Genomic DNA, 20,935 nt, shown 5'->3' with positions numbered 1-20,935 from the left:
GCGAATTCAGGGTTTACAAGTAAATGACCGAGAATTTCAGGGAGTGCAATTCGGGAAATCGCGGCTGAGCCTCGCCGAAGCGCAGGCCGGAGTCGCGCCGGCGAAATTCCGGAAGAACGTGAAGCAACCTGGGAGAAGACAGTGACGCGCCACTCGCCGCATCATTGATGATGCGGACAGGAGCGGGCGCGTGATTCCGGTTTCGAACCACGGCATGGCCTCCCCCGCGCCGACCCATGGGCAACGTCCGCATCTTCTCAGGAGGCCGGCATGAAGCCGATCAAGGTGTTGATCGCGGGCGGCGGGATCGGCGGGCTGGCGCTCGCCGTGGCGCTGCGTGAGCGCGGTGTCGACAGCGATGTCTTCGAACGGGCCAAGGGCTACGGCAACCGCGGATCCGGCATCGAGCTGACCCCCAACGGGGTCAAGTCCCTCGACCACATCAGTGCGAACCTCGGCGCCGAGGTACGGCGGGCCGGGTGGACGAGCGACCGGCACAAGGACGTCATGCGCATCATGGCGTCCGACGGGAAGCTGCTGAAGAGCCGCGATGTCCAGGCGTTCTCCAGCCGATGGGACGTCCCGCTCGTCGGGATCCTGCGCGCCGAACTGCACCGCCTGCTCGCCGAGGCGGCGGCGAGCCCCGGTCCGAACACCGTCGCGGTCCACCACGACTCCGCCGTCGCGTCCGCCGAGACGTCGGGCGACCGCGCGATCCTGCGGCTCGTGAACGGCGGTTCGGTGACGGGAGACGTCGTCGTCGGCGCCGACGGCCTTCGCTCCACGGTGCGAGGGACCGTGTCCGGCGCGGCCCGGCCCCGCTACCTGGGATTCACCTCCATACGCGGCATCTCGCCGCGGCCGTCCAAGTACGGCGACGGGTTCGTCTTCGTGGGTCCCGGCGGGCATTTCTTCGCGGAGGCATGCGACGAGGGACGGCTCTTCTGGACGGCCACCGTCAACGGGCCGGAGGACAGCTGGCCCGCGAAATCGGTCGCCGAGGCGAAGGCCGACCTGCTGGATCTGTGGGGCGGCTGGGCCGCCCCCCTGCCGGAGACGGTGGAGTCCTGCGATCTGAGTGACATGGTCGTGACCGACGTCCATGACTGCGACCCGCTCAAACGCTGGTACTCGGGCCGGGTCGCGCTCCTCGGCGACGCCGCGCACCCGATCGGCCCCGTCCTCGGCCAGGGGGCCAACATGGCGCTGGAGGACGCCGCCCGGCTCGCGGACCTGCTGGCCTCGGGCAAGCCGTTGCCTGCCGCCCTGCGCGCGTACGAGCGGGCCCGCGGACAGCGGGCCAACAAAATCGTCCGGCATTCCCGGCTGATCGCCAAGCTCGGCCACACCCACAATCCGGTCATCGCCAAGGCGCGGGACCTCGCCATCAAGGTGGCGAACCGCCGCGACGAGGTCTACCGGGACAACGAGCTGTTCAGCTACCAGCCGTGACAGGCGGCACACCGACCCGACGAGTCATTCGAGGAGCCCGATGACGAACACCGCTGACTACGTCTTCCACAACGTCCCCGCGCAGTTGAATCCGCTGGAGACGTTCCTGGATCCCTTCACGAGCGCCGAGCTGGACGAGATCGCGGTGGGCAAGGGGTGGCGCTGCATGGACCTCGGCGCCGGCGGCGGGTCGGTGACCCGGATGCTGGCCGAGCGGGTGGGCCCGCAGGGCTGGGTCACGGCCGTCGACCAGGACGTGCACATGGTGCCCTCGCTCCCCAACGTGGACATCCACACCCGGGACATGAGCAGGGACGAGCCCCTTCCGGGAGAAGGGGGGTTGGACCTCATCCACGCCCGCCTGCTCACCCATCACCTGCCGAACCGCCGGGAGGTCGTGCACCGGTTCGCCGAGGCTCTCCGGCCGGGCGGCTGGCTCCTGCTCGGCGAGTTCATCCGCACCCCGGCCCGCGCGCTGGTCATGCCCGACCCGGCCAAGGGCGAGATCTTCACGCGTGTCGTGACGGGCTTCTACGACATGATGGAGGCCAAGGGCATCGACGGTTACTGGGGCGAGCGGGTGCACGAGACCATGCTCGAGGCCGGGCTGACCTCGGTGCGGACGCGTTGGCTCGCCGAGTCGTGGACCGGCGGCGAGTACGGCTGCAAGCTCCTGCACAACAACATCGCGCAGAAGCGTGACGCGATCGTGGAGATAGGCGTCCCCGCGGAGGACGTCGACGTCTTCCTGAACGACATCATGGGCGACCCCTCGGTGGTCATCCGCAGCCACCAGTTCCTCTCCATCCGCGGCCGCAGGCCGGAGTAAGGCCGAGGCGGGCCCCGGTCGTCGTACCGTGACGCGGGGCCGGCGGCGAACGCGGCGCGAGCGAAAGACGAGGAGAGCACCGATGGCACACCTGGCCTTCTTCAACATCCCCGCGGCCGGACACCTGATGCCGACGCTGGCGGTGGTGGAGGAACTGGTCCGCCGGGGGCACCGGGTCACCTACCCGGCGACCGAGAAGTACGCCGAGGAGGTCGCCTCGACGGGCGCCACCGTGCTGACATACGAGTCGACGATCGACGTGCAGCGCGATTTCCCGCCGGGCGTCGACAACTGGCTGGCCCGCGTCCTTCTCGGCGGAGCGCAGGAGGGTCTCGCGGTCACGCGGATGTTCGACGCCCGCCTCCGGGACGATCTCCCCGACGTCGTGGTCTACGACGGCTTCGTCCGCTTCGTCGGAGAGGCGCTGGCGGCCCGGTGGAAGCGGCCCGCCGTCCGGGTCTACCCGGTCGGCTGCGTCAGCTCCCACGTCACCCCGGAGGCGATCGGCGAGGCGAAGTACGCCGAGCTGAAGGCGGAGCTGCGCGAGCTCGCCGACATGAACGACATCGACCCCGAGGTGGCCTTCCACCAGTTGCGCGGCGACCCCGACGCGCTCAAGCTCGTCTTCTATCCGAGCCGGTTCGGGTACGTCGACGCGGCGACCGACGACAGGTTCGTCTTCGTCGGCCCGTGCTTCCGGCGGCGCGAACTCGACGGGGACTGGCGGCCTCCGGGCAGCGGCGCTCCCGTCGCGCTGATCTCTCTCGGCACCAGCTTCAACGAGCAGCCGGACATCTTCCGTGCCTGCATCGACGCGTTCACCGGCCTGCCCTGGCACGTCGTCATCACGACCGGGCCGGGAGTCGACCCCGCCGAGATCGGCCCGCTCCCCCCGAACGTCGAGATCCACGAGTGGATCCCCCTGCAGGCCGTGCTGCGGCACGCCGCCGTCATGGTCTGCACCGGCGGGACCGGTACCGTCATGCACGCGCTGTACGCCGGCGTGCCCTTGGTGGTGATGCCACAGATCGCGGCCGCCGACGGGCTCGCCGCGCAGTTGGCCGGCTTCGGCGTCGGCCGTGTCATCGCCAGGGGCGAGGAGACCGCGGACAACGTCAGGGCCGCCGTGCTGGACCTGACCGCCGACGACAGCGCGCGTGACAAGGTGCTCGACCTGCAGCGGCACGTCCGGGAATCCGGCGGCAAGGTCCGCGCCGCCGACGAGATCCTCGCCTACCTGGAGGAGCGCAAGGCATGACCGGGGGTGGATCTCCGTGGTGAGGGCCCGTGAGGCGGGACGGCGGACGCCCGGTTCGCGCGTCGCCGTGCCGTCGGCGTATGTCGGCGCGCTTCTGGGGCCGCTCGGCGGCGGTGTCCTCGCGCCCATGCTCCCGCAGGTCGGCGAGTCCCTGCAGGTCTCGGCCGGTGCGGTCGCCACGTCGATCACTTCGTACTTCGTGCCGTTCGCCGTCATCCAGCTGATCTCCGGCACGCTGGGGGAACGCTGGGGCCGCCGCCGCACAGTACGCGCCGCTTATCTCGTTTACGCGCTCGGCTCGCTGATCTGCGCCTTCGCGCCGTCCCTCGGGATATTCCTCCTGGCCCGCGCCGTCATGGGCGCCGCGAATGCCTTCACCGGCCCGCTCCTCGTGGCCGGCCTCGCCGATCTCGTGCCGCGCGAACGCCTGAGCCGGTCGGTCGGGGTGATCTCCAGCTGGGTGGCCGCCGGGCAGTCCGTCGCGCCGTTCGTCGGCGGTATGGCGGCCTCCGGGTCCTGGCGGTTCGCGTTCGTCATCGTCGCGGCCGTGGCCGTCCTGCTCAGTCTCTCGCCACCGCCGGGTGAGCCGCGGCCCGGGACCGCGGCTCCCTCCTGGCGGTCCCTGCTGCGCCGTGACGTCGGACTGCTGGCCGTCGGCGGGTTCGTGTCCTATCTCGGCGCGGCCGCACTGCCGTTCATGGTCGCGCTCTATCTGAACGACAGCCTGCACGTCGGGCCCGGCCTCACGGGAGTGGCGCTGCTGGGGTTCGGCGTGGCCGGTCTGCTGCTCGGGCCCGCCTGGGGCAGCCTCAACCAGCGCTTCGGCGCCAGGATGTGCGGGGTGGTGGCCGCGGTGGCGACGGCCGTGTTCGTGGCGCTGGTCGGCGTCACCGGCACGGCCTGGACGCTGGCCCTGTGCTGGACGGCGGCGGGTGCCGCGTCCTCCATGCTCACCATCGCGCTGCAGAACCTCACCGTGCGGGCGGTGCCGGGCAACCGGGGCGGTGTGCTCTCGGCGGTGTCGGCGTTCCGATTCGCCGGGGCGGCGCTCGCGCCTGTCGTCTGGCTCCCCCTCTATTACGGTGGCGGGGTCACGGCCTTCGCCGTGGCGGGCGCGTCCGTGCTGCTGGCCCTGCCGGTCCTGGCCGTCGTCGGCGGCCACGACAGGAGCTGAGAACGGTCCCTGAGACACGGGCAGGGCGGGCCGGTCACCGGCCCGCCCTGACCCTTGTGGAGATCACCGTCGCCGGGGCTACCTCGTCATGTGCGTCGCGGCGGCGGCACGGCGCCGGCGAAGTGAGCGACGCACGTACATCGCCACCGGAATGTGCAGAATCAGCAGTGCGACGACGATGACGACCATCCACATGCCGAACTGCTTGCTCACCCACAAATGGATGGCCACGCCGAATGCCAGGAGGACTCCTATGCCGACCTGGAATAGGCGCCGTTTCGCGCGGCCTTTTCCTCCGGGGTTCATTTCGCGGCACTCGTGTCGGGGGCCGGTCGCACGCGGCCGGACAGGAGTCTTGGTTCGCCCATGACGTCGCTCCTCTCCCGGCCATGACCGCACGATCGGCTGGCTTCCATGACCGGTTACGTTCGGCGGTGACCTCGAGGTGTTTTCGAAAAATCACCCGTGACAATTTCTTTCATCCTGCGCCGTTCATTTCCGACCGTCATCTCCCAGAGTGCTGTTGAGGGGCCGCCCTGACGACAGAGGCCTCCGGCCGGCGGCGCGTACCCTCCCGGGGGCCGCGCCGCCGGCCGGAGGCCGTCGAACGCCTTACAGCGCCGCTCGGAGAGCGGCGCTCCACCTGGTCACAGCGGCGGGATGTTGTGGTTGACGTGGAAGAAGTTGTCCGGGTCCCACGAGCGCTTGATCTCGCGGAGGCGCGCGTAGTTCTCCGGGGTGAAGGCGGTTTCGGCCTTGGCCGGGTTCCCGAGGAAGTTCAGGAAGGAACCACCGGTGGAGAAGGGCCGGATCCGCCCCAGCAGGCCTTCGAGGTAGGGGGCGACGACCGCGTCCATCTCCCGCTGGGGGTACATCGCCGTCGCGATGACGGAGAACGGGACGTCGCGGTGGCCGGCCGGCCCGGCGTCGGGCCCCGCGTGCTCGATGGCGCCGCCCCAGTGCCGGATCTCGATCGCCGTCAGCGGCGAACCGGGTTCCATCGCCTCCAGCAGCACGTCGATGAGACCGTCGGGCAGCTCGCGGCAGAGCTCGATCTGCTGGCGGGCCAGGACGGGCGGCGGCGGGGGACCGGCGATCGCCAGACCCGCCGACGTGAAGTCCATCATCCCGTACTGACCCATCACCGCGGGCCCCGCGGCGTCCAGCAGCGGCCGGAAGTGGCGCTCGGCGTCCTCGGCCGTGCCCAGGTGGAACGCGCGAAGGGACAGGAACTGCTTGCCGCGCATCGGCTCCGGGATCATCGGCGCGTCCGGCAGGCTCATCAGGGTGACGCCGGTGTTCATCTCGTCCGGTTCCTCGCGCGACCACTCGCGGTAGAGCGCGAGGGTCTCACGGGCCCGGTCCAGCGAGTGGAGGGACATGCCCGCGTACACCTGGCCGACGGGGTAGAGCCGGAACTCCAGGGAGGTCGCGACCCCGAAGTTGCCGCTGCCGCCGCGCAGCGCCCAGAACAGATCGGGATGCTGCTCGGCGTCGACGGTCCGCAACTCGCCGTCGGCTGTCACGATCTCCGCGCGCACCAGGCTGTCGCAGGCCAGGCCGTACTTGCGGGAGAGCCAGCCGATGCCGCCGCCCAGGGTGTATCCGGTCACGCCGACGGACGGAGTGCCCGACAGCGGCGCCAGGCCCAATGGCGCCGCGGCGGCGACGACGTCCGACCAGAGGGCGCCGGTGCCGACCCGGGCGGTGCGGCGCCCGGGGTCCACCTCGACCGCCGCCATCCCCGGGGTGCGGAGGAGCAGGCCTCCGTCGGCGTGGGCGAGGGCGAGGTTGCCGTGGCCCGTGGCCTGGACGGCGAAGGGCAGGGAGTGCTCGCGCGCCACACGCACCGCCGCCAGCACGTCCTTCGGCCCGGTGGCCTCGGCGACGACGGCCGGGTGTGGGTCGATCCTGCGGTTCCAGGGCATCCGTTGTTCGTCGTACCTGGGGTCTCCCGGCACGTGGATCTCGCCGGAGAACGTTCCGCGCAGTTCCTGCGCCGGAACCCCTTGCTGCGTCATCGCGCTCTTCTCCTCGTGTGGACGTGGTCCTGTTCGATCTTCGCTCATCTGCCATCCGCCGTCGTCGTACCTGGGATGGGTCTTGCGGGTGCCCGCTGCGGAGTAGTCCTGGGGCGGCTACATCGCCGGGAGTACGAGTGGTTCCCTCCGGGAGCGGAGGCGGCCGGGGACGATGCCCGGCACGCGCCGCGGAGCGGCGGGCGCCCCTCCGCCGGAACGGGAGTCCGGACGCGGCTCACTCCGCTGCCGTCCGTCCGGCCGCCGGCTCCGCCAGCCAGGCGGTGACGCGGCCGACGATGCCGGGGATCCGGTCGTCGGCGACGATCGAGTAGTGATCCGCGGGCAGGACCTCCACCTCGATGCCCGCGCACACCGCACGCCAGGCGACGGCGGGGTCCGGCCGGTCCACGTCCCCCGCGACGAACAGCAGCGTGCGCCGGTCCGAGGTGTCCGGCCGGTGCGCGGCGAGGATCGTCAGATTGTGGGTGTGCGTCCGCATCAGGCGTTCGAATGCCGGTACGTCGATCTCGACCGGCAGGAGCCCGTGCTCGACCGCGGCGTCGCGCGCCGCTCTCGTCAGCCCGGCCGGATCGGCGTCCCGGAGAACGGCTGTCACCGCGCCGGGCAGCCGCCCGCCTGCCAGGTCACGCAGGAACTCGCGATGCCGGGCCACGTCGGTGTCCGGCGACCGATCGCCGTCGGCCGTACTGTCGATCATGAAGACGTCCGTCCGCTCCCCCGTCTCGGCCAGGCGGCGTGCGACCTCGTAGGCCAGCACGCCGCCCATCGACCAGCCCCCGAGGACGTACGGCCCCCGCGGGGCGAGCCGTCGCAGTTCGTCGCAGTAGGCCGCGGCCATCGCCGGGAGGCCGGGTTCGGGAACGGCGGCCTGCCCATGGACGAGAGCGCGGCTCTGAAACGCGCGGACAGGTCCGGGCCACGCTTGTGCGAGAGCGTGGTAAGCGCGGACGGAACCGCCGACCGGGTGGAACAGGAAGAGCTCGGTGCCCGTGCCGGCCGCCAGGGTGACGGCGCACCCCCCCGCTCCGCCGTCCCGGATCCGGATGGCGAGCGCCCGTGCCGTCGGGGCTTCGAAGATCAGTCCGAACTGCGGGTCGCCGCCCACCTCCGCGCGGATCCGGTTGATCAGGCGGAGCGCGAGCAGCGAGTTGCCGCCCAGGGCGAAGAAGTCGCCGTCGGGCCCGGCTCCGGGGGCCTGCAAGATCTCCTCCCAGAGTTCGGTCAGCCGGCGAGTCAGCGTGTCGTCCGGCGCGTCCGTGGTCCGCCCGGTTCGTGGCGGCGTCGCCACCATCGTGAGCGCGCGGGAGACGTCGACCTTCCCGTTGGACGTCAGCGGCAGCCGGTTCAGCACGTGGATCTGCCCCGGGACCATGTACGAGGGCAGCCGGTCGCGCAGACGGGCGGTGATCGCGGCGGCGTCCGGGGCGCGGCCCGCGTGCGGCACCGCGAACGCCACGAGCCGCGGCCGGCCGCCTGCTCCGGACACGGCGCTGACCGCGCACTCGCGCACGCCGGGATGCTCGCGGATCGCCGACTCGATCTCGCCGGGCTCCACCCGGAAACCGTGGATCTTGAGCTGGCGGTCCTCCCGGCCGAGGAACTCGATGATTCCGCCGGGGAGGTAGCGGCCGAGGTCACCGGTCCAGTAGAGACGCTCTCCGGTGCGGGGATGCCGTACGAACCGCTCGGCGGTACGTTGCTCGTCACCCGCGTAGCCGCGGGCGAGGCCGGCGCCGCCGATGTAGATCCGGCCGACGGCCCAGGGCGCACGCACATCGAGCCGGTGGTCGAGGATCTCCATGGTCTGTCCGCGCAGCGGCGTGCCGTACGGGATGCTGCGCCAGGACGGGTCGACCCGGCCGATCTCGTACACGTTCGACCAGATGGACGCCTCCGTCGCACCGCCCATCGCCACCACGCGCGTCCGCGGCCAGAGCCGGCGCAGGCGGTCCGGCAGCGACGTCGGCACCCAGTCGCCGCTCAGCAGGAACGCGCGGACGGGAGGCCGGCCCAGGCCGGCGCGTTCCTCCACGACTTCGGCGAGCATCTCGGCGAGCGCGGGAACCGAGTTCCACACGGTCGCGCCGCAGGCCCGTGCGGTCGCCGCCCAGCCCATCGGGTCGGGGCGCGGCGTCGCCTCCGGCAGGATCACCGCCGCGCCCACGGTGAGCGCCCCGAACACGTCCCAGACCGACAGGTCGAAGCTCAGCGACGAGATGCCGAAGACCCGGTCCGCGGGCCCGAGCCCGATGAGCCGGTTGACCTCATGGATCGTGTTGAGCGCGGCCCGGTGCTCGATCACCACACCCTTCGGCCGCCCCGTCGATCCGGACGTGTGGATGACGTACGCCGGGTCCTCGCCTCCCGCCCGCACGACGACCGGATGCCCGGCGCCCTCGGACGGCGCGCCGGCGTGCAACGTGTCGACGTGCAGGACCGGTACGCCGGGTGGTTCGGCGAGCGGCCGGTGTGACTGACCGAGCACGGCCCGGGCCGAGCACTCCCGGATCAGATGCCGGATCCGTTCTGCGGGCAGTCCCGCGTCGACCGGGCAGTAGGCGGCGCCCGCCCGCAGCACGCCGAGCACCGCGACGATCTGCTCCCACCCCTTGGCCATGACGACGGGAACGACGTCGCCCGGCCCGATGCCCTGCTCGCCCAGCCAGGCGGCGACGGCGCGAGAGGCGTCGTCGACCCGGCCGTATGTCAGCTGGCGCTCGGAGGTGATCACCGCGACGGCGTCGGGGTGTGCGCGCGCGTTCCGCAGGAAACCGTCCTCAAGACGGCCGCCGGGCGGCGTCCGCGGCACGTTGAGGGACGCGACGAGCGCGCGATGCCCCGCCGGCACGGGGTCCGGTGCGGTCTCGTGGCCGTCCGGGCCGGAGAGCGTCCCCAGCATGGTCCGGTACGCGTCGAACATGATGTCCGGCAGGCCGGGCGGGTAGACGTCGTCGACGACGTCCCACACGCACGCGACGCCGCCGTCGACGTCGTCGAGGACCTGGTTGTCGATGAGCACCTGGGGAGTGCGTAGACCGGTGGTGATTCTGCGGCAGGCCGGCCTCGTGGCGCGGGGGGCGTGCTCTCCCGAGGCCAGCATGCTGTTGAAGACGTACGGCATCGCCGCGCCCGAGGTCCAGCCGCGGCGGGCGGCCAGCTCCCGGGTGATCCGCACACCGGTCACTTCGGCGTTCTTCAGGTCCGTCCAGAGCCGGCTCTGCAGGGTGCGCGCCCGCGCCCAGAAGTCCTCGTCGGCGGTCAGGTCCACCTCCAGCGGCAGTGTCGCGCTGAACTGCCCCACCACCCCCTCCACGTCGGGATCCTGGAGCGCCCAGTTCTGGTGGAGGACATTGAGGGAGAAACGGGGCGTGGCCGACCACGCGCCGAGCGTCTCCGCGAAGACGTGCAGCAGCCCGGTGGTCGGCAGGACGCGGCGCCTGCGGAAGTTCGCGCGCAGCCGATTCCACTGGTCGGCGGTCAGCACGCACGCGCGGCGGGTGAGACGCACGGGGGACACTCCGGCGGGCCGGCGCGCCAGCGGAGGCTGCGGGGGACCGGGCAGCGAGTCGAGGCGATCCTCCCAGTAACGCCACTGCTCCCGATAGGCGTCGGAGTCCTCCCGGGCCATGCGCGCCAGCACGCATTCGCGGAAGGTGCGGCGCACGGGAGGCAGCTCCGCACCGGGATCCCGGTAGAGCAGCAGCAGTTCCCGCTGCAGCGTGAGCGTGCTCGCGGAGTCGAGCAGCAGGAGGCTCATCGCGAAGTGGACGCGGTGCCGGTGCGGCCGGACCCGGTGGACCACGATGTCGAGCAGCGGCCAGCCGGTCGGATCCGGGCCCTCGTCGAGCATGCGTTCCCGGGTCGCGAGGATCGCCTGTTCCTGGTCCGCGGGGGAGAGGCCGGACACGTCGACGACGGGGATCCGGACCGGCGTGACGCGCTCCTCCCCGATCACCTGCTGCCGTCCGTCGGCCAGCACCAAGGTCCGCAGGTGCTCGTGCCGCCGGATGAGCAGGTTGATCGCGTGCTCGGCACGGGCGGGGTCGAAACCGACGACGTCCAGTTCGGTATACAGGTTCGGCCGGAACCCGCCGAGCTCGATGAGTCGGCTCGCGCCGACCAGATAGCCGGCCTGCAGGTCTGTCAGCGGGAACGGCGCGCCGCCGTCCGCCGGGTCCGTTCCGGCGTCCCGGGCAGACGAGGCCGCCCGGGGCACCTCGGTCACTTCGGTCAATGTGGCCTCCCTGAGCCGGTCCACAAGTCGTCGGTGATGGCGGCCGTGACCGGCCCGCGGGACTCGTGCAGGAAGAAGTGGTCGCCGTCGAACATCCGCACGGTGCAGCCGCCGGCGCTGTGCCGGTCCCAGGCACGCAGTTCGGCCATCGTGGCCATGGGGTCGCGGGTCCCGCCGAAGACCGAGATCGGGCACTGGAGCGGCCCGGCGGGTCGCCAGCGGTACGTCTCCGCCACCGCGAAGTCCGCCCGCAGCATCGGCAGGAAGGTGGTCAGCGTGGCCCGGTCGTCGAGCACCTCGCGCGGTGTCCCGTTCAGTTCCTCCAGCCGCGCCACCATGTCGGCCACGGGCGCGTCGTGCACGGGCCGGTCGCGATCAGGCAGGTGCGGGGCGCGACGGCCGGACACGAACAGCCGTTCCGGCGGGGGCATCCCCCGGTCGCGAAGAGCCCGGCACATCTCGTAGGCCACCAGGGCGCCCATGCTGTGGCCGAACCAGGCATGCGGCCGGTCGAGGAACGGGCACAGGCCGTCGAGGAGCGCGGGAACCAGGTCGCCGATCCGGGTGAAGGGCCGCTCGCGGAAACGCGTCTCGCGGCCCGGCAGCCGGACCGCGACCAGCTCGATCTCCGGCGGCAGGTACGCCGCCCAGGCGCGATAGGCGGCGGCGCCGGCCCCGGTGTGCGGCAGGCAGAAGATCCGCATCGTCGCGTCCGGCACGGGTCGCCAGGTCACGCCCCAGGACTTCGGCGCGCCGGCCCGGGTTCCCGTGGCAGTCATCCCATCCAATCGGCAGCCCTTTCCGCGAGCATCATGCAGCTGAGGTTGGTCGGGGCGCTCGGGATCGTGGGCATCACGGAGGCGTCCACCACCTGCAGGCCCTGGATGCCGTGAACGCGCAGACGTTCGTCGACCACGGCGAGGCGGTCGTCCGCGGGCCCCATCCGGGCGGTTCCCGCCGGGTGCCATGAGGGGCAGACGAAACGGGCGACGGACGAGCGCAGCATCACGTCGTCGTCGACCATCCGGTCGGTCCACAGAAAAACGCGCTGGAGGAGCGAGGCGATCTCGTCGTCGCGGATCAGGGACCAGACGGCCCGCATGCCGGTCATCAGCCGCTCGATGTCACGGCCGGCCGAGGCGAGCCTCAGCGCGATCACCGGCGGCGTTCCGGGATCCGCGTCACGGAGGGCGACGAAGCCGCGCGACTCCGGGCTGAGCAGCGCCGCGGAGAGCGACACCCCGACCCGCCCACGCAGCATCGCACCGATCGCGGGAACGGCGAGGCCGGTGACGTTGTTCAGCAGCGTCACGCTGAGGTCCGGGGCGCGTCCGGGGCCGGCCAGCCGTGCCAGCACCTGGTGCAGCGGGTCGCCCGCACGGCACACACCGTCCTTCGGCACCGCCCACAGCGCGACGAACGGATGGTCGACGAGATTACGGCCGACGCCCGGCAGGTCGAGGACCGGCCGGACACCCAGTGCGGACAGCCGGTCCGCAGGGCCGACGCCCGAACGCTGGAGGATCGCCGGTGTGTTCACCGCGCCGGCGGACAGGGTCACCCGGCCGCCGCTGACCGTGACGATCCCGCCGTCCCGGACGACCTCCACGCCCCGGGCGCGCCCGCCCTCCACAATGACGCGCACGACCTGGCATCCGGCCCACACCGCCAGGTTGGGCCGGGCGCGCGCGGGCGCCAGATACGCCTCCGTCGTCGACATCCGCCGGCCGTCCGCCACGTTGCGGGGGATGCGGCCGGCCCCGGCCGGGGCGTCCACCCCGTTCAGGTCGCCGACCTCCGGCAGGCCGAGCGCGGCACAGGCGCGGAGGAACCCGGCGGCGAGCGGCGCCAGCTCCCGGTCACGCCGGACGGGCAGCGGTCCGCCGGAGCCGTGGCCGGGCTCGCCGCCGAAGTCGGCGTCGGTCTCCAACGCGGCGAAGAAGGGCAGGACGTGTTTCCACGCCCATGCGGGGTTGCCCGCCGCCGCCCAGGCGTCGAAGTCCCCGGGCAGGCCGCGTACCGCGAGCGCGCCGTTCACCGCGGACGATCCGCCGACGAGCCGCCCCACCCGGTAGGGGTACTCCCGGCTCCCGTCGACCGGGTCGGCGATGTAGGCGGAATAGTCCCAGTTGTAGCCATCCATCAGCGGTATGTCCGCGGCGCGGTCCGGGTCGGTCCGGTCCACACCGGCCTCCAGCAGCAGCACCCGGCGGTCCGGGCACTCCGAGAGCCGCGCCGCGAGTACGGCGCCGGCCGAACCGGCGCCGACGATCACGTCGTCCCATCCGCTCGATACGGCCCGCGTCATCGTGGTCAACATCTCATCCGCTCGTGCAGCTTCGTGGCCAGTTCCGCGATCGTGGGGTGGTCGAACAGCATCTCCAGGTCATCCTCGGCCTCCTGCTCGATGCCGAGATCCTTACGAATCCGGGTGAGGATGCGGACGGCGTGCAGGGAGTCGCCGCCGAGCTCGAAGAAGTTGTCGTCGACGCCGAAGTCGTCCCGGCCCAGGGCGTCGCTCCACATCTTCAGCAGCCGGTGCTCCAGGTCGTCGCGGGGCGCCGTCGGCGCCTCCTCGGGAGCCGCGTCGCTCCAGGGCAGTGGCAGCGCGGCGCGATCGACCTTCCCGTTGGCGCTCAGCGGAACGGCGTCGATCCGCAGGTAGTGACGCGGCACCATGTACGCGGGCAGGAGCCCTTCGAGCGCCTCGCGGAGCACCGCGGGGGACAGGTCGTCCTCCGCTGCGCCGGGTGACGCCACCACACAGGCGACGAGTTGCCGGCCGCCGGTGAGCGGATTGTCCGCGACCGTCACCAGGGCCTCCTCGACCGCGTCCCGGCCGCGCAGCGCCGCCTCGATCTCGCCGAGCTCGATGCGGTATCCGTTGACCTTGACCTGGTGGTCCTCCCGGCCCAGGAAATCGATGTCGCCGCCGGGCAGGTAACGTCCGCGGTCACCGGTGCGGTACAGCCGCTCCCCGGTCTCCGGGTGCGTCACGAAGCGCTCGGCCGTCCTCTCCGGATCCGCCCAGTAGCCCTTCGCCACACCGATCCCGCCGATCCAGATCTCGCCGGCCGCCCACGTGGGACGCCGCACGAAGCCCGGGCCGTACACGTGGAGCGTCTGATTGGTCAGCGGTTTGCCGTACGGGATCCGGGTCCACTCCGGGGGCACCTCGCCGATCGGATACCACACCGACCAGATGGACGCCTCGGTCGCGCCGCCGAGGCTGATGACCCGGGCGGCGGGGTGCCGGGAGCGGATCAGGCCGGGCAGCGACACGGGGATCCAGTCGCCGCTGAGCAGCACCACCCGCGGTGTCCGCTCGGCCGCGGACGCGGGGGCGTCCACCCACGCCTGCGCCAGGGCGGGCACCGAGTTCCAGACCGTCACCCGATGCCGCTCGATGAGCGTGGACCAGCGTTTCGGATCGTGCAGGTCGATCGGGGACGGCATGACGACGGCGCCTCCGGCCGCCAGCATGCCGAAGATGTCGTACACCGACAGGTCGAAGCTCAACGAGGACAGCGCCAGGACGCGGTCGTCCGGGCCGACCGCGAACCGGCGGTTGATGTCGAGCACGGTGTTGACCGCGCCGCGGTGGTCGATCATCACGCCCTTCGGCGTCCCCGTCGAACCGGACGTGAAGATCACATATGCGAGGTCCTCCGGGGCGGGGGCGACGTCCGGCGGCTCCGGGGCGCAGGCACGGGTCCGCGGGTCGGCGGAGGTCACGACGGTGACGCCCCCGGGCCAGGTGAGCTCGTCGCGCAGCTGGGGCGAGGTCACCACCACGCGGACCCGTCCCCGCTCGATGAGCTGGTCGCGCCTGGCCCGCGGCCACTGCGGATCGATCGGCAGGTACGCCGCGCCGGACCGGGTCACGCCGAGCACTGCGGCGACCTGCTCCGCGCCCTTGTGCAGGACGACGCCCACGAGCGTGCCGGGCTCCGTGCCGAGCGCGCGGAGCCGGTGCGCGAGGCGGTAGGCGTCCGCCATGACCTCGCCGTAGGTCACGGCCCCGGAATCGGCGATCACGGCGGTGGCGTACGGCCGTCGCCGTGCCTGCTCCTCGACCAGGTCGCACAGCGTGCGTGCGGGGACGCCGGCGGCGGTGGCGTTGGCCTCGTCCCGCTCCCGGGCCTGTCCGGCGGGCAGCGCGATCGCCGGACCGCTGCGCTCCCATGCCTCCTCGTCCCGGCTGAGCCGCTCGATCAGCTCTTGGTATGCGTGGAACATGTCGTCCAGCAGACCGGCGGGGAACAGTTCCTCGACCGCGTCCCAGTTGTAGACCAGCTCGCCCCGCTCCTCGCTCACCTGATGGTCGAGCCAGACCTGCGGCGTCTGCGTGATCCCGTACACGTGCTCGCCGAAGAAGTGAAGGCCGTCCGACGGGTCGTCGTCCTCCGAGCCGAGGACCAGCGCGCTGGTGAACACCACCGGCATGCTCGCGCCCGGGCCGCCGCCGGTCAGCCGGGTGCGCTCGCGCATCACCCGGACACCGCTGAACGACGGGTGCTCCAGGTCCCGCAGGAGCCGGCTCTGCAGGAGCCTGGCACGGCCGGCGAACGACTCCTCCCCCTCCGGCGCCGTGACGGCGAGCAGCGTCACCGAGGTGAAGTCGCCGATGAGCCGGCCGAGCTGCGGGTGCGTCTGCGGCCGGTTGAACAGCGTGAGGTCGAGGGTGAAGTCCGGCTGGTCGGACCAGTGGCGGAGCACGTCGGCGTACGCGGTCATCAGCACGGCGGACGGCGTGAGGGCGTGCCGCCGAGCCAGCCGCTTGATCGCCCGCCAGCCGTCGCCGCTCATCCGCGCGCCACGATGGGAGAAACGGGTGCGGGTCAGCCGGGACGGCTGCGTGGCCAGCGGCAGTGCCGGTGCGGCGGGGAGCTCGGCGAGCCGGCTCATCCAGTACTCGCGTGCCCTCTTGTACCGCGGGCCCTCCTGCGCGGCCTCCTCGCCCAGCACGTGATCGCGGTAGCCGACCGCCAGCGGTTCCGGGTTCCAGCCGGGTTCCTCGTAGAACCGGCGCCAGTCCTGGAACAGGAGATACATGCTGTAGCCGTCGAGGATGAGCGTGTCGAGACTGACGTGCAGACGGGTGCGGTCACCGCCGATCCGTGATGCGCGGATGTCGAAGAGCGGCCATCGGTCGGCGGGGAGCACCTGGTGGTCCATCCCCCGCCTCGTCGCGTCGAGCCGCTCGTCCCGCTCTTCCGGCGGCAGCCCCCGCAGGTCCGCCGTCGCGATGACGTAGGGCGGCACCCGCGGCAGGACCCGCTGCGTGCCGTCCGCTCCGATCACGGCCCGCAGCATGTCGTGGCGGTCGATCACCGAGCGCAGGCTCTCCTGTGCGCGCTCCAGGTCCAGCCCGTCGCGTTCGAGCTCGAAGTAGACGTGCGTGGACACCCCGCCGAGATCCAGCGCCGGGCTGCGCCCGACCCAGTAGGCGTGCTGGATGTCGGTCAGCGGGAACGGCTCGTGCCGCTGATCCGGCCGCGGAGCGATCGCGGAGGATTCGTCGCCCGCCTCCACCCCTCTCAGGATGGTGATCAGTTCATCGCGCCGCCGCCTCAGGTCGTCGCGCAGCTCGGGGGTCAGTGAGCCCGCCGGGGCCAGGACGTCCAGGCGGTCATCGGCGGCCAGCCGGAGCTTGATGCCGCGCCGGCTCAGTTCGACGAGCAGTTCCTGCGCCATCGTGGATCGCCTCCTGGGAGTCGCGGTTTCACCCGGCCGGCCGGACGCCGTTGATCACGTCGGCGACGGCGGCCGACGACGGGCCGGTGAGCAGCGTGTGGTGGGTGCCGGGGAGCGTCGTGACGTCCACCGCACCGGAGGTGAGCGACGACCAGCCCCAATCGGGAGCGTGCGCGTACGGGTGATCGGCGAACTCGCCGACCCGGCCGTCCCGCGCCCGCAGGACGCTGACGTCGGCGGAGACGCCGGGGCATCGGTAGGCGTTGCAGGCGCGAACGACGCCCTGGAACACGGCGAAGGTCGCGGCGATGTCCGCCGGGTCCAGGCCGGTTCCGGGGGCGTTCCCCTCCCGCAGCCACGCGAGGGCGCGGTTCATGCGGTCGTCGCCGGTCAGCGCGGTGAGCTCCGACAGCCGCTCCGGGGTGGGGTCGAACCCGACATTCAGGTCCTCCAGGAACCACAGCAGCAGGTGCGGATCGTCGACGGACCGTGTCGCGACCGGGGCGGGAGCGTCGATCACCACCAGTCGGCCGACCTTCTCGCCGCCCTGCTCCAGCCGGTGGGCGATCTCCGCGGCGACGACCGCGCCGGAGGACCAGCCCCCGATGAGGTACGGGCCGTACGGCCGCGCCTCCGTCAGCGCCCGCACGTACAGTCCGGCCAGCTCCTCCACCGTGGCGAGCGGGTCCTGCCCCGTGGACGGTCCGGGGGCCTGGAAGGCGTGGAAGGGCCGGGCGGAGGAGGCGGCGAGCGACTGGTAGCACAGCACGTTCCCACCGGCCGGATGGACGAAGAACCACGGATTCTCCTCCTCCGGCGCCCGCCGCAGCCGTACGAGCGGCGACCAGGCGCCGGCGCGGTCGTCCAGGTACCGGGCCAGCGCGGCGATCGTCCGGCGTTCGATGAGCGCGCCCAGCGGCGCCCGATGCCCCAGTTTGCGGGTGATCTGCCCGATGACCCGCAGCGCCGTGTACGACTGCCCGCCGAGTTCGAAGAAGTCGTCGTGGACGCCGATCGGCGCGGTGTCCAGGATCGACTCCCAGATCTCCACGAGGGCCTTCTCCGTCGGCGTGCCCGGGGCGGCGTATGCGCGCCGCTCGGCGTCCGCCGCGGGCTCCAGCACCTGCAGCGCGGCCCGGTCGAGCTTCCCGTTGCCGGTCAGCGGCAGGCGGTCCAGCACGGTGATCTGACCGGGCACCATGTACGCGGGCAGGCGCTCGGCGAGCGCGTCCCGCAGAACGGCGGCGTCCGGTGCGGCCATCCCGTCCACGCCCGTCACGAACGCGGCGAGGCGGCTGCCCGAGCCGGACCGGTGAGCCACGACGACGGCCTGTCCGACCGACGCGTGCTCGGCCAGCGTGTGCTCGATCTCCCCGGGTTCGACGCGGAAGCCCTGGACCTTCACCTGGAAGTCGGAGCGGCCGAGGAACTCGATGTCGCCGCTGGGAAGGAAACGGCCCCGGTCTCCCGTGCGGTACAGCCGCTCGCCGGTGCGCGGATGGATGACGAACGCCGCGCCGGTTCTGACCGGGTCGTTCAGATAGCCGCGGGCGACGCCGAGGCCGCCGATGTAGAGGTCACCGGGCACCCAGGTCGGAGCGTCCCGGCCACATCCGTCGAGCACGTACCAGGTCTGGTTGGACAGCGGCTTGCCGTACGGGATGCTCGGCCGGCCGGGATCCACCTCGTCGATCGGGAAGCAGATCGACCAGATCGACGCCTCGGTCGCGCCGCCCAGACTGACGACACGGGCCCGCGGCGCGATCCGCCGGATGCGGTCCGGCAGGCCGACGGGGATCCAGTCGCCGCTCAGCAGGACCGTACGCAGCGCGGGGAACGTCGCGCCGGTCGCTTCGGCCTCCTCCACGAACAGCTGCATGATCGCCGGTACGCTGTTCCACACGGTGACGCCCCGCTCGCGGACCAGGCCGAGCCATGACCCCGGGTCGACCTGCCCCGGTGGCGGCAGCACCAGACGCGCGCCCGCTTCGACAGCCCCGAAGACGTCGTAGACCGACAGGTCGAAGCACAGGGACGAGATGCCGAACAGCACGTCGTCGCGGCCGATCCCGAACCGCCGGTTGACGTCCCTGATGGTGTTGAGCGGGCCGCAGTGGTCCAGCACCGCGCCCTTGGGCCGGCCTGTCGAGCCGGAGGTGTAGATGACGTAGGCGAGATCCGTCGGGTCACGGGTCACCAGCACCGGGTCGGCGGGCGCGCGATCGGCGATGTCCGCGCCCACGGACAGCACGGGCAGGTCGGTCAGGCCCGCGAGAGCCGGGCGCAGCTCCTCGGTCGTGAGCACGGCACGGGCCTTCGTGTCGGCCAGGACGTAGCGGATGCGGTCCTCGGGCCAGGACGGATCCACCGGCACGTACGCCGCGCCGGCCGTCAGGATCCCGAACACCGCCGCGACCTGCTCCCACTCCTTGGGCGACACCACGGCCACCAACGACCCCGGCCGGACCCCGGCCCCGATCAGGGAGCCGGCGACGCCGGCGGCGCGGCGGCGCAGCTCCCGGTAGTCGAGCACGGTGTCCTCGGTGACCACCGCGATGTCGTCCGGACGCTCGGCCGCGAGACGAGCCAGGCTCTCGTGCAGCAGGTCGGTCGGTACGCCGCCGCGGAAGCGGTTCAGCTCCAGCCGCAGAGCGCGCTCGTCCGGGGACAGCGGGGAGAACGCCTTCGTCTCCCAGGCCGCGTCGTCGTGCGCGAGCGCCATGACGATCGAGCGGTAACCCTCCTGCATCGCGTCGACGAGCCCGTCGGGGAACATCTCCTCGATGACGTCCCACACCACCCACAGCCTGCCATCGGGGAGCTCCCAGAACTCGCAGTCCAGCGACGTCTGGGGCGTCTCGAGAACGCTGTAGGCGGGGCGGTCGCTCTTCCCGACGAACAGCGCGCTGCCCAGCGCGAACGGGCAGGCGGCCCGCCCGGGCGTCCCCTGCGCCCGGTTCAGCGCCTGCAGGACCTTCACGCCGCTCCAGTACACATGCTGCACGTCGTCTAGCACCTGCGACTGCAGCCGCCGGGCCCGCGCGTGGAACGGCTCGTCGTGACGCCAGTCCACCTCCAGCGGATACAGCGACGCGAAGTTCCCGACCAGCTCGTGCATCCGCGGATGCAGCGGGAGCCGGTGGGTGATCATATTGTTGATCAGGAAATGCCGCGATCCGCTCCAGTAGGAGAGCACCTCCGCGTGGACGGCCGTGAGAGTGTTCGTCGCGGTCAGCCGTCTGGCCTCGAACCGTGCTTTGAACTCCTTCCACACCTCCGCGGGGAACAGGAGTTCGCGGCGGCGGAGCCGGGACCGGCGCCGCGGATCGGCTCCGGCCGCCTGCGGGACCGCCGGCGCTCCCGGCCAGTCCGCGACGCGGTCCAGCCAGTACTTCTTCGACCTCTGGCCCAGGGGCGAGTTCTCCAGCTCTGCCAGGGCCAGCACGCAGTCCCGGTAGGCGATGTCGAGCGGGGGGCGCGGCTCGTCCGGATGGTGGTAGCGGTGCAGGATCGTCTGGAGGAACCGCAGCGTCCCGGGTGCGTCGCTGAACAGATTGTTGTTGTTGTAGTGCAGCAGCCCGCGGTTCTCGCCGAGCAGGGTGAGCCGCATGTCGAACCACGGCCAGCGGTCGATCGGCGGCTCCTTGCGCTCCAGCTCGGCGCGGATCCGTTCGATGTGCGCGCGCTGCTCGGATTCGGGCCGCCCACGCAGGTCGTGCACCGGGATCCGCACCGGTGCCGGGTCGCGCACGGTCTGGAGCCGCAGGTCCTCCCGCACCACGACGATGTTCTTGCGCTGGTGGTCCAGCTCCTCGTCCAGCGCCGCCTGCAGCCGCCCGGGCTCCAGCCCGCCGACCTCGTATTCCATGTAGGAGTGCGGGCGCACGTAGTGCTCCACGCCCTCCCGGCTGCCGATGAGGAAGGACATCTGCAGGTCCGAGGGGGGAAACGGCTCGTAGAGGTTCTCCTCGTCCGGCACGACCACCGGCGGTTCCCCCTCCGGCGGCCGCGCGAACGGCACGCCGGACAGCCATTCGATCAGCTCCGGCTTGTGCCGCTCGATACGGCCGAGCAGCTCGCGGGACAGCCGGCCGCGCGGCGCGGAGACCTCCAGCCGGTCCGCACCGGCGAGCTTCAATCTGATCCCGGCCTGGGCCAGCTCGGTCACCAGGGGTGGGATGACGGCAGAGCCGCGTTCACTCACAGCGGTGCCTCCTTGTGCACAGGGGGTCGGCGGGGGACTCGAGGA

Annotated in this window: 11 protein-coding genes; 4 read left to right on the top strand and 7 right to left on the bottom strand. The window is 72.0% G+C overall.

All coding sequences use genetic code 11. The annotated features are described in order from the left end of the window. Positions 1-270: 270 nt before the first annotated feature. The 4 genes from ACVCAG_RS14600 (at position 271) to ACVCAG_RS14585 (ending at position 4,713) form a co-directional block, all read left to right on the top strand. Positions 271-1,452: an FAD-dependent monooxygenase gene (locus ACVCAG_RS14600; RefSeq protein WP_440083621.1), complete on the top strand. Its 1,182-nt coding sequence runs from the start codon at positions 271-273 to the stop codon at positions 1,450-1,452. Positions 1,453-1,492: 40 nt separating this feature from the next. Further along, on the top strand, positions 1,493-2,281 hold the full coding sequence (locus ACVCAG_RS14595; protein WP_440083620.1) for a methyltransferase domain-containing protein: 789 nt from the start codon (positions 1,493-1,495) through the stop codon (positions 2,279-2,281). A gap of 82 nt (positions 2,282-2,363) precedes the next feature. Then, on the top strand, positions 2,364-3,539 hold the full coding sequence (locus ACVCAG_RS14590; RefSeq protein ID WP_440083619.1) for a macrolide family glycosyltransferase: 1,176 nt from the start codon (positions 2,364-2,366) through the stop codon (positions 3,537-3,539). A gap of 16 nt (positions 3,540-3,555) precedes the next feature. Continuing rightward, complete coding sequence (locus tag ACVCAG_RS14585) at positions 3,556-4,713, top strand: MFS transporter (RefSeq protein WP_440083618.1); 1,158 nt, start codon at positions 3,556-3,558, stop codon at positions 4,711-4,713. A 78-nt stretch (positions 4,714-4,791) separates the two neighbouring features. Here ACVCAG_RS14585 and ACVCAG_RS14580 read toward each other — a convergent pair whose 3' ends face one another. The 7 genes from ACVCAG_RS14580 to ACVCAG_RS14550 all read right to left on the bottom strand — a co-directional run bounded on the left by ACVCAG_RS14580 (position 4,792) and on the right by ACVCAG_RS14550 (position 20,890). Beyond that, a complete protein-coding gene (locus ACVCAG_RS14580) occupies positions 4,792-4,926 on the bottom strand; it encodes a hypothetical protein (RefSeq protein ID WP_440083617.1) in 135 nt (44 codons plus the stop codon). A gap of 434 nt (positions 4,927-5,360) precedes the next feature. Further along, positions 5,361-6,734 carry an FAD-binding protein gene (locus tag ACVCAG_RS14575; protein ID WP_440083616.1) on the bottom strand — a complete coding sequence of 458 codons (1,374 nt, stop codon included), beginning with the start codon at positions 6,732-6,734 and terminating at the stop codon, positions 5,361-5,363. A gap of 235 nt (positions 6,735-6,969) precedes the next feature. Continuing rightward, positions 6,970-10,980: an amino acid adenylation domain-containing protein gene (locus ACVCAG_RS14570; protein WP_440083729.1), complete on the bottom strand. Its 4,011-nt coding sequence runs from the start codon at positions 10,978-10,980 to the stop codon at positions 6,970-6,972. A gap of 5 nt (positions 10,981-10,985) precedes the next feature. Next, positions 10,986-11,768 carry a thioesterase II family protein gene (locus tag ACVCAG_RS14565; RefSeq protein WP_447189938.1) on the bottom strand — a complete coding sequence of 261 codons (783 nt, stop codon included), beginning with the start codon at positions 11,766-11,768 and terminating at the stop codon, positions 10,986-10,988. Continuing rightward, positions 11,765-13,297: a GMC family oxidoreductase N-terminal domain-containing protein gene (locus ACVCAG_RS14560; RefSeq protein ID WP_440083614.1), complete on the bottom strand. Its 1,533-nt coding sequence runs from the start codon at positions 13,295-13,297 to the stop codon at positions 11,765-11,767. The genes ACVCAG_RS14565 and ACVCAG_RS14560 overlap by 4 nt, the downstream gene beginning before the upstream one ends. Positions 13,298-13,302: 5 nt before the next feature. Further along, positions 13,303-16,686: an amino acid adenylation domain-containing protein gene (locus ACVCAG_RS14555; protein ID WP_440083613.1), complete on the bottom strand. Its 3,384-nt coding sequence runs from the start codon at positions 16,684-16,686 to the stop codon at positions 13,303-13,305. A gap of 28 nt (positions 16,687-16,714) precedes the next feature. Continuing rightward, entirely contained in the window at positions 16,715-20,890 is a 4,176-nt protein-coding gene (locus ACVCAG_RS14550) for an amino acid adenylation domain-containing protein (protein ID WP_440083612.1), read from the bottom strand. Positions 20,891-20,935 lie beyond the last annotated feature (45 nt).

It is taken from the genome of Streptosporangium sp. G12 (genome assembly GCF_052983175.1).
Note: the sequence above shows the minus strand (reverse complement) of the source record. Positions and strands in the feature narration are given on the sequence as shown.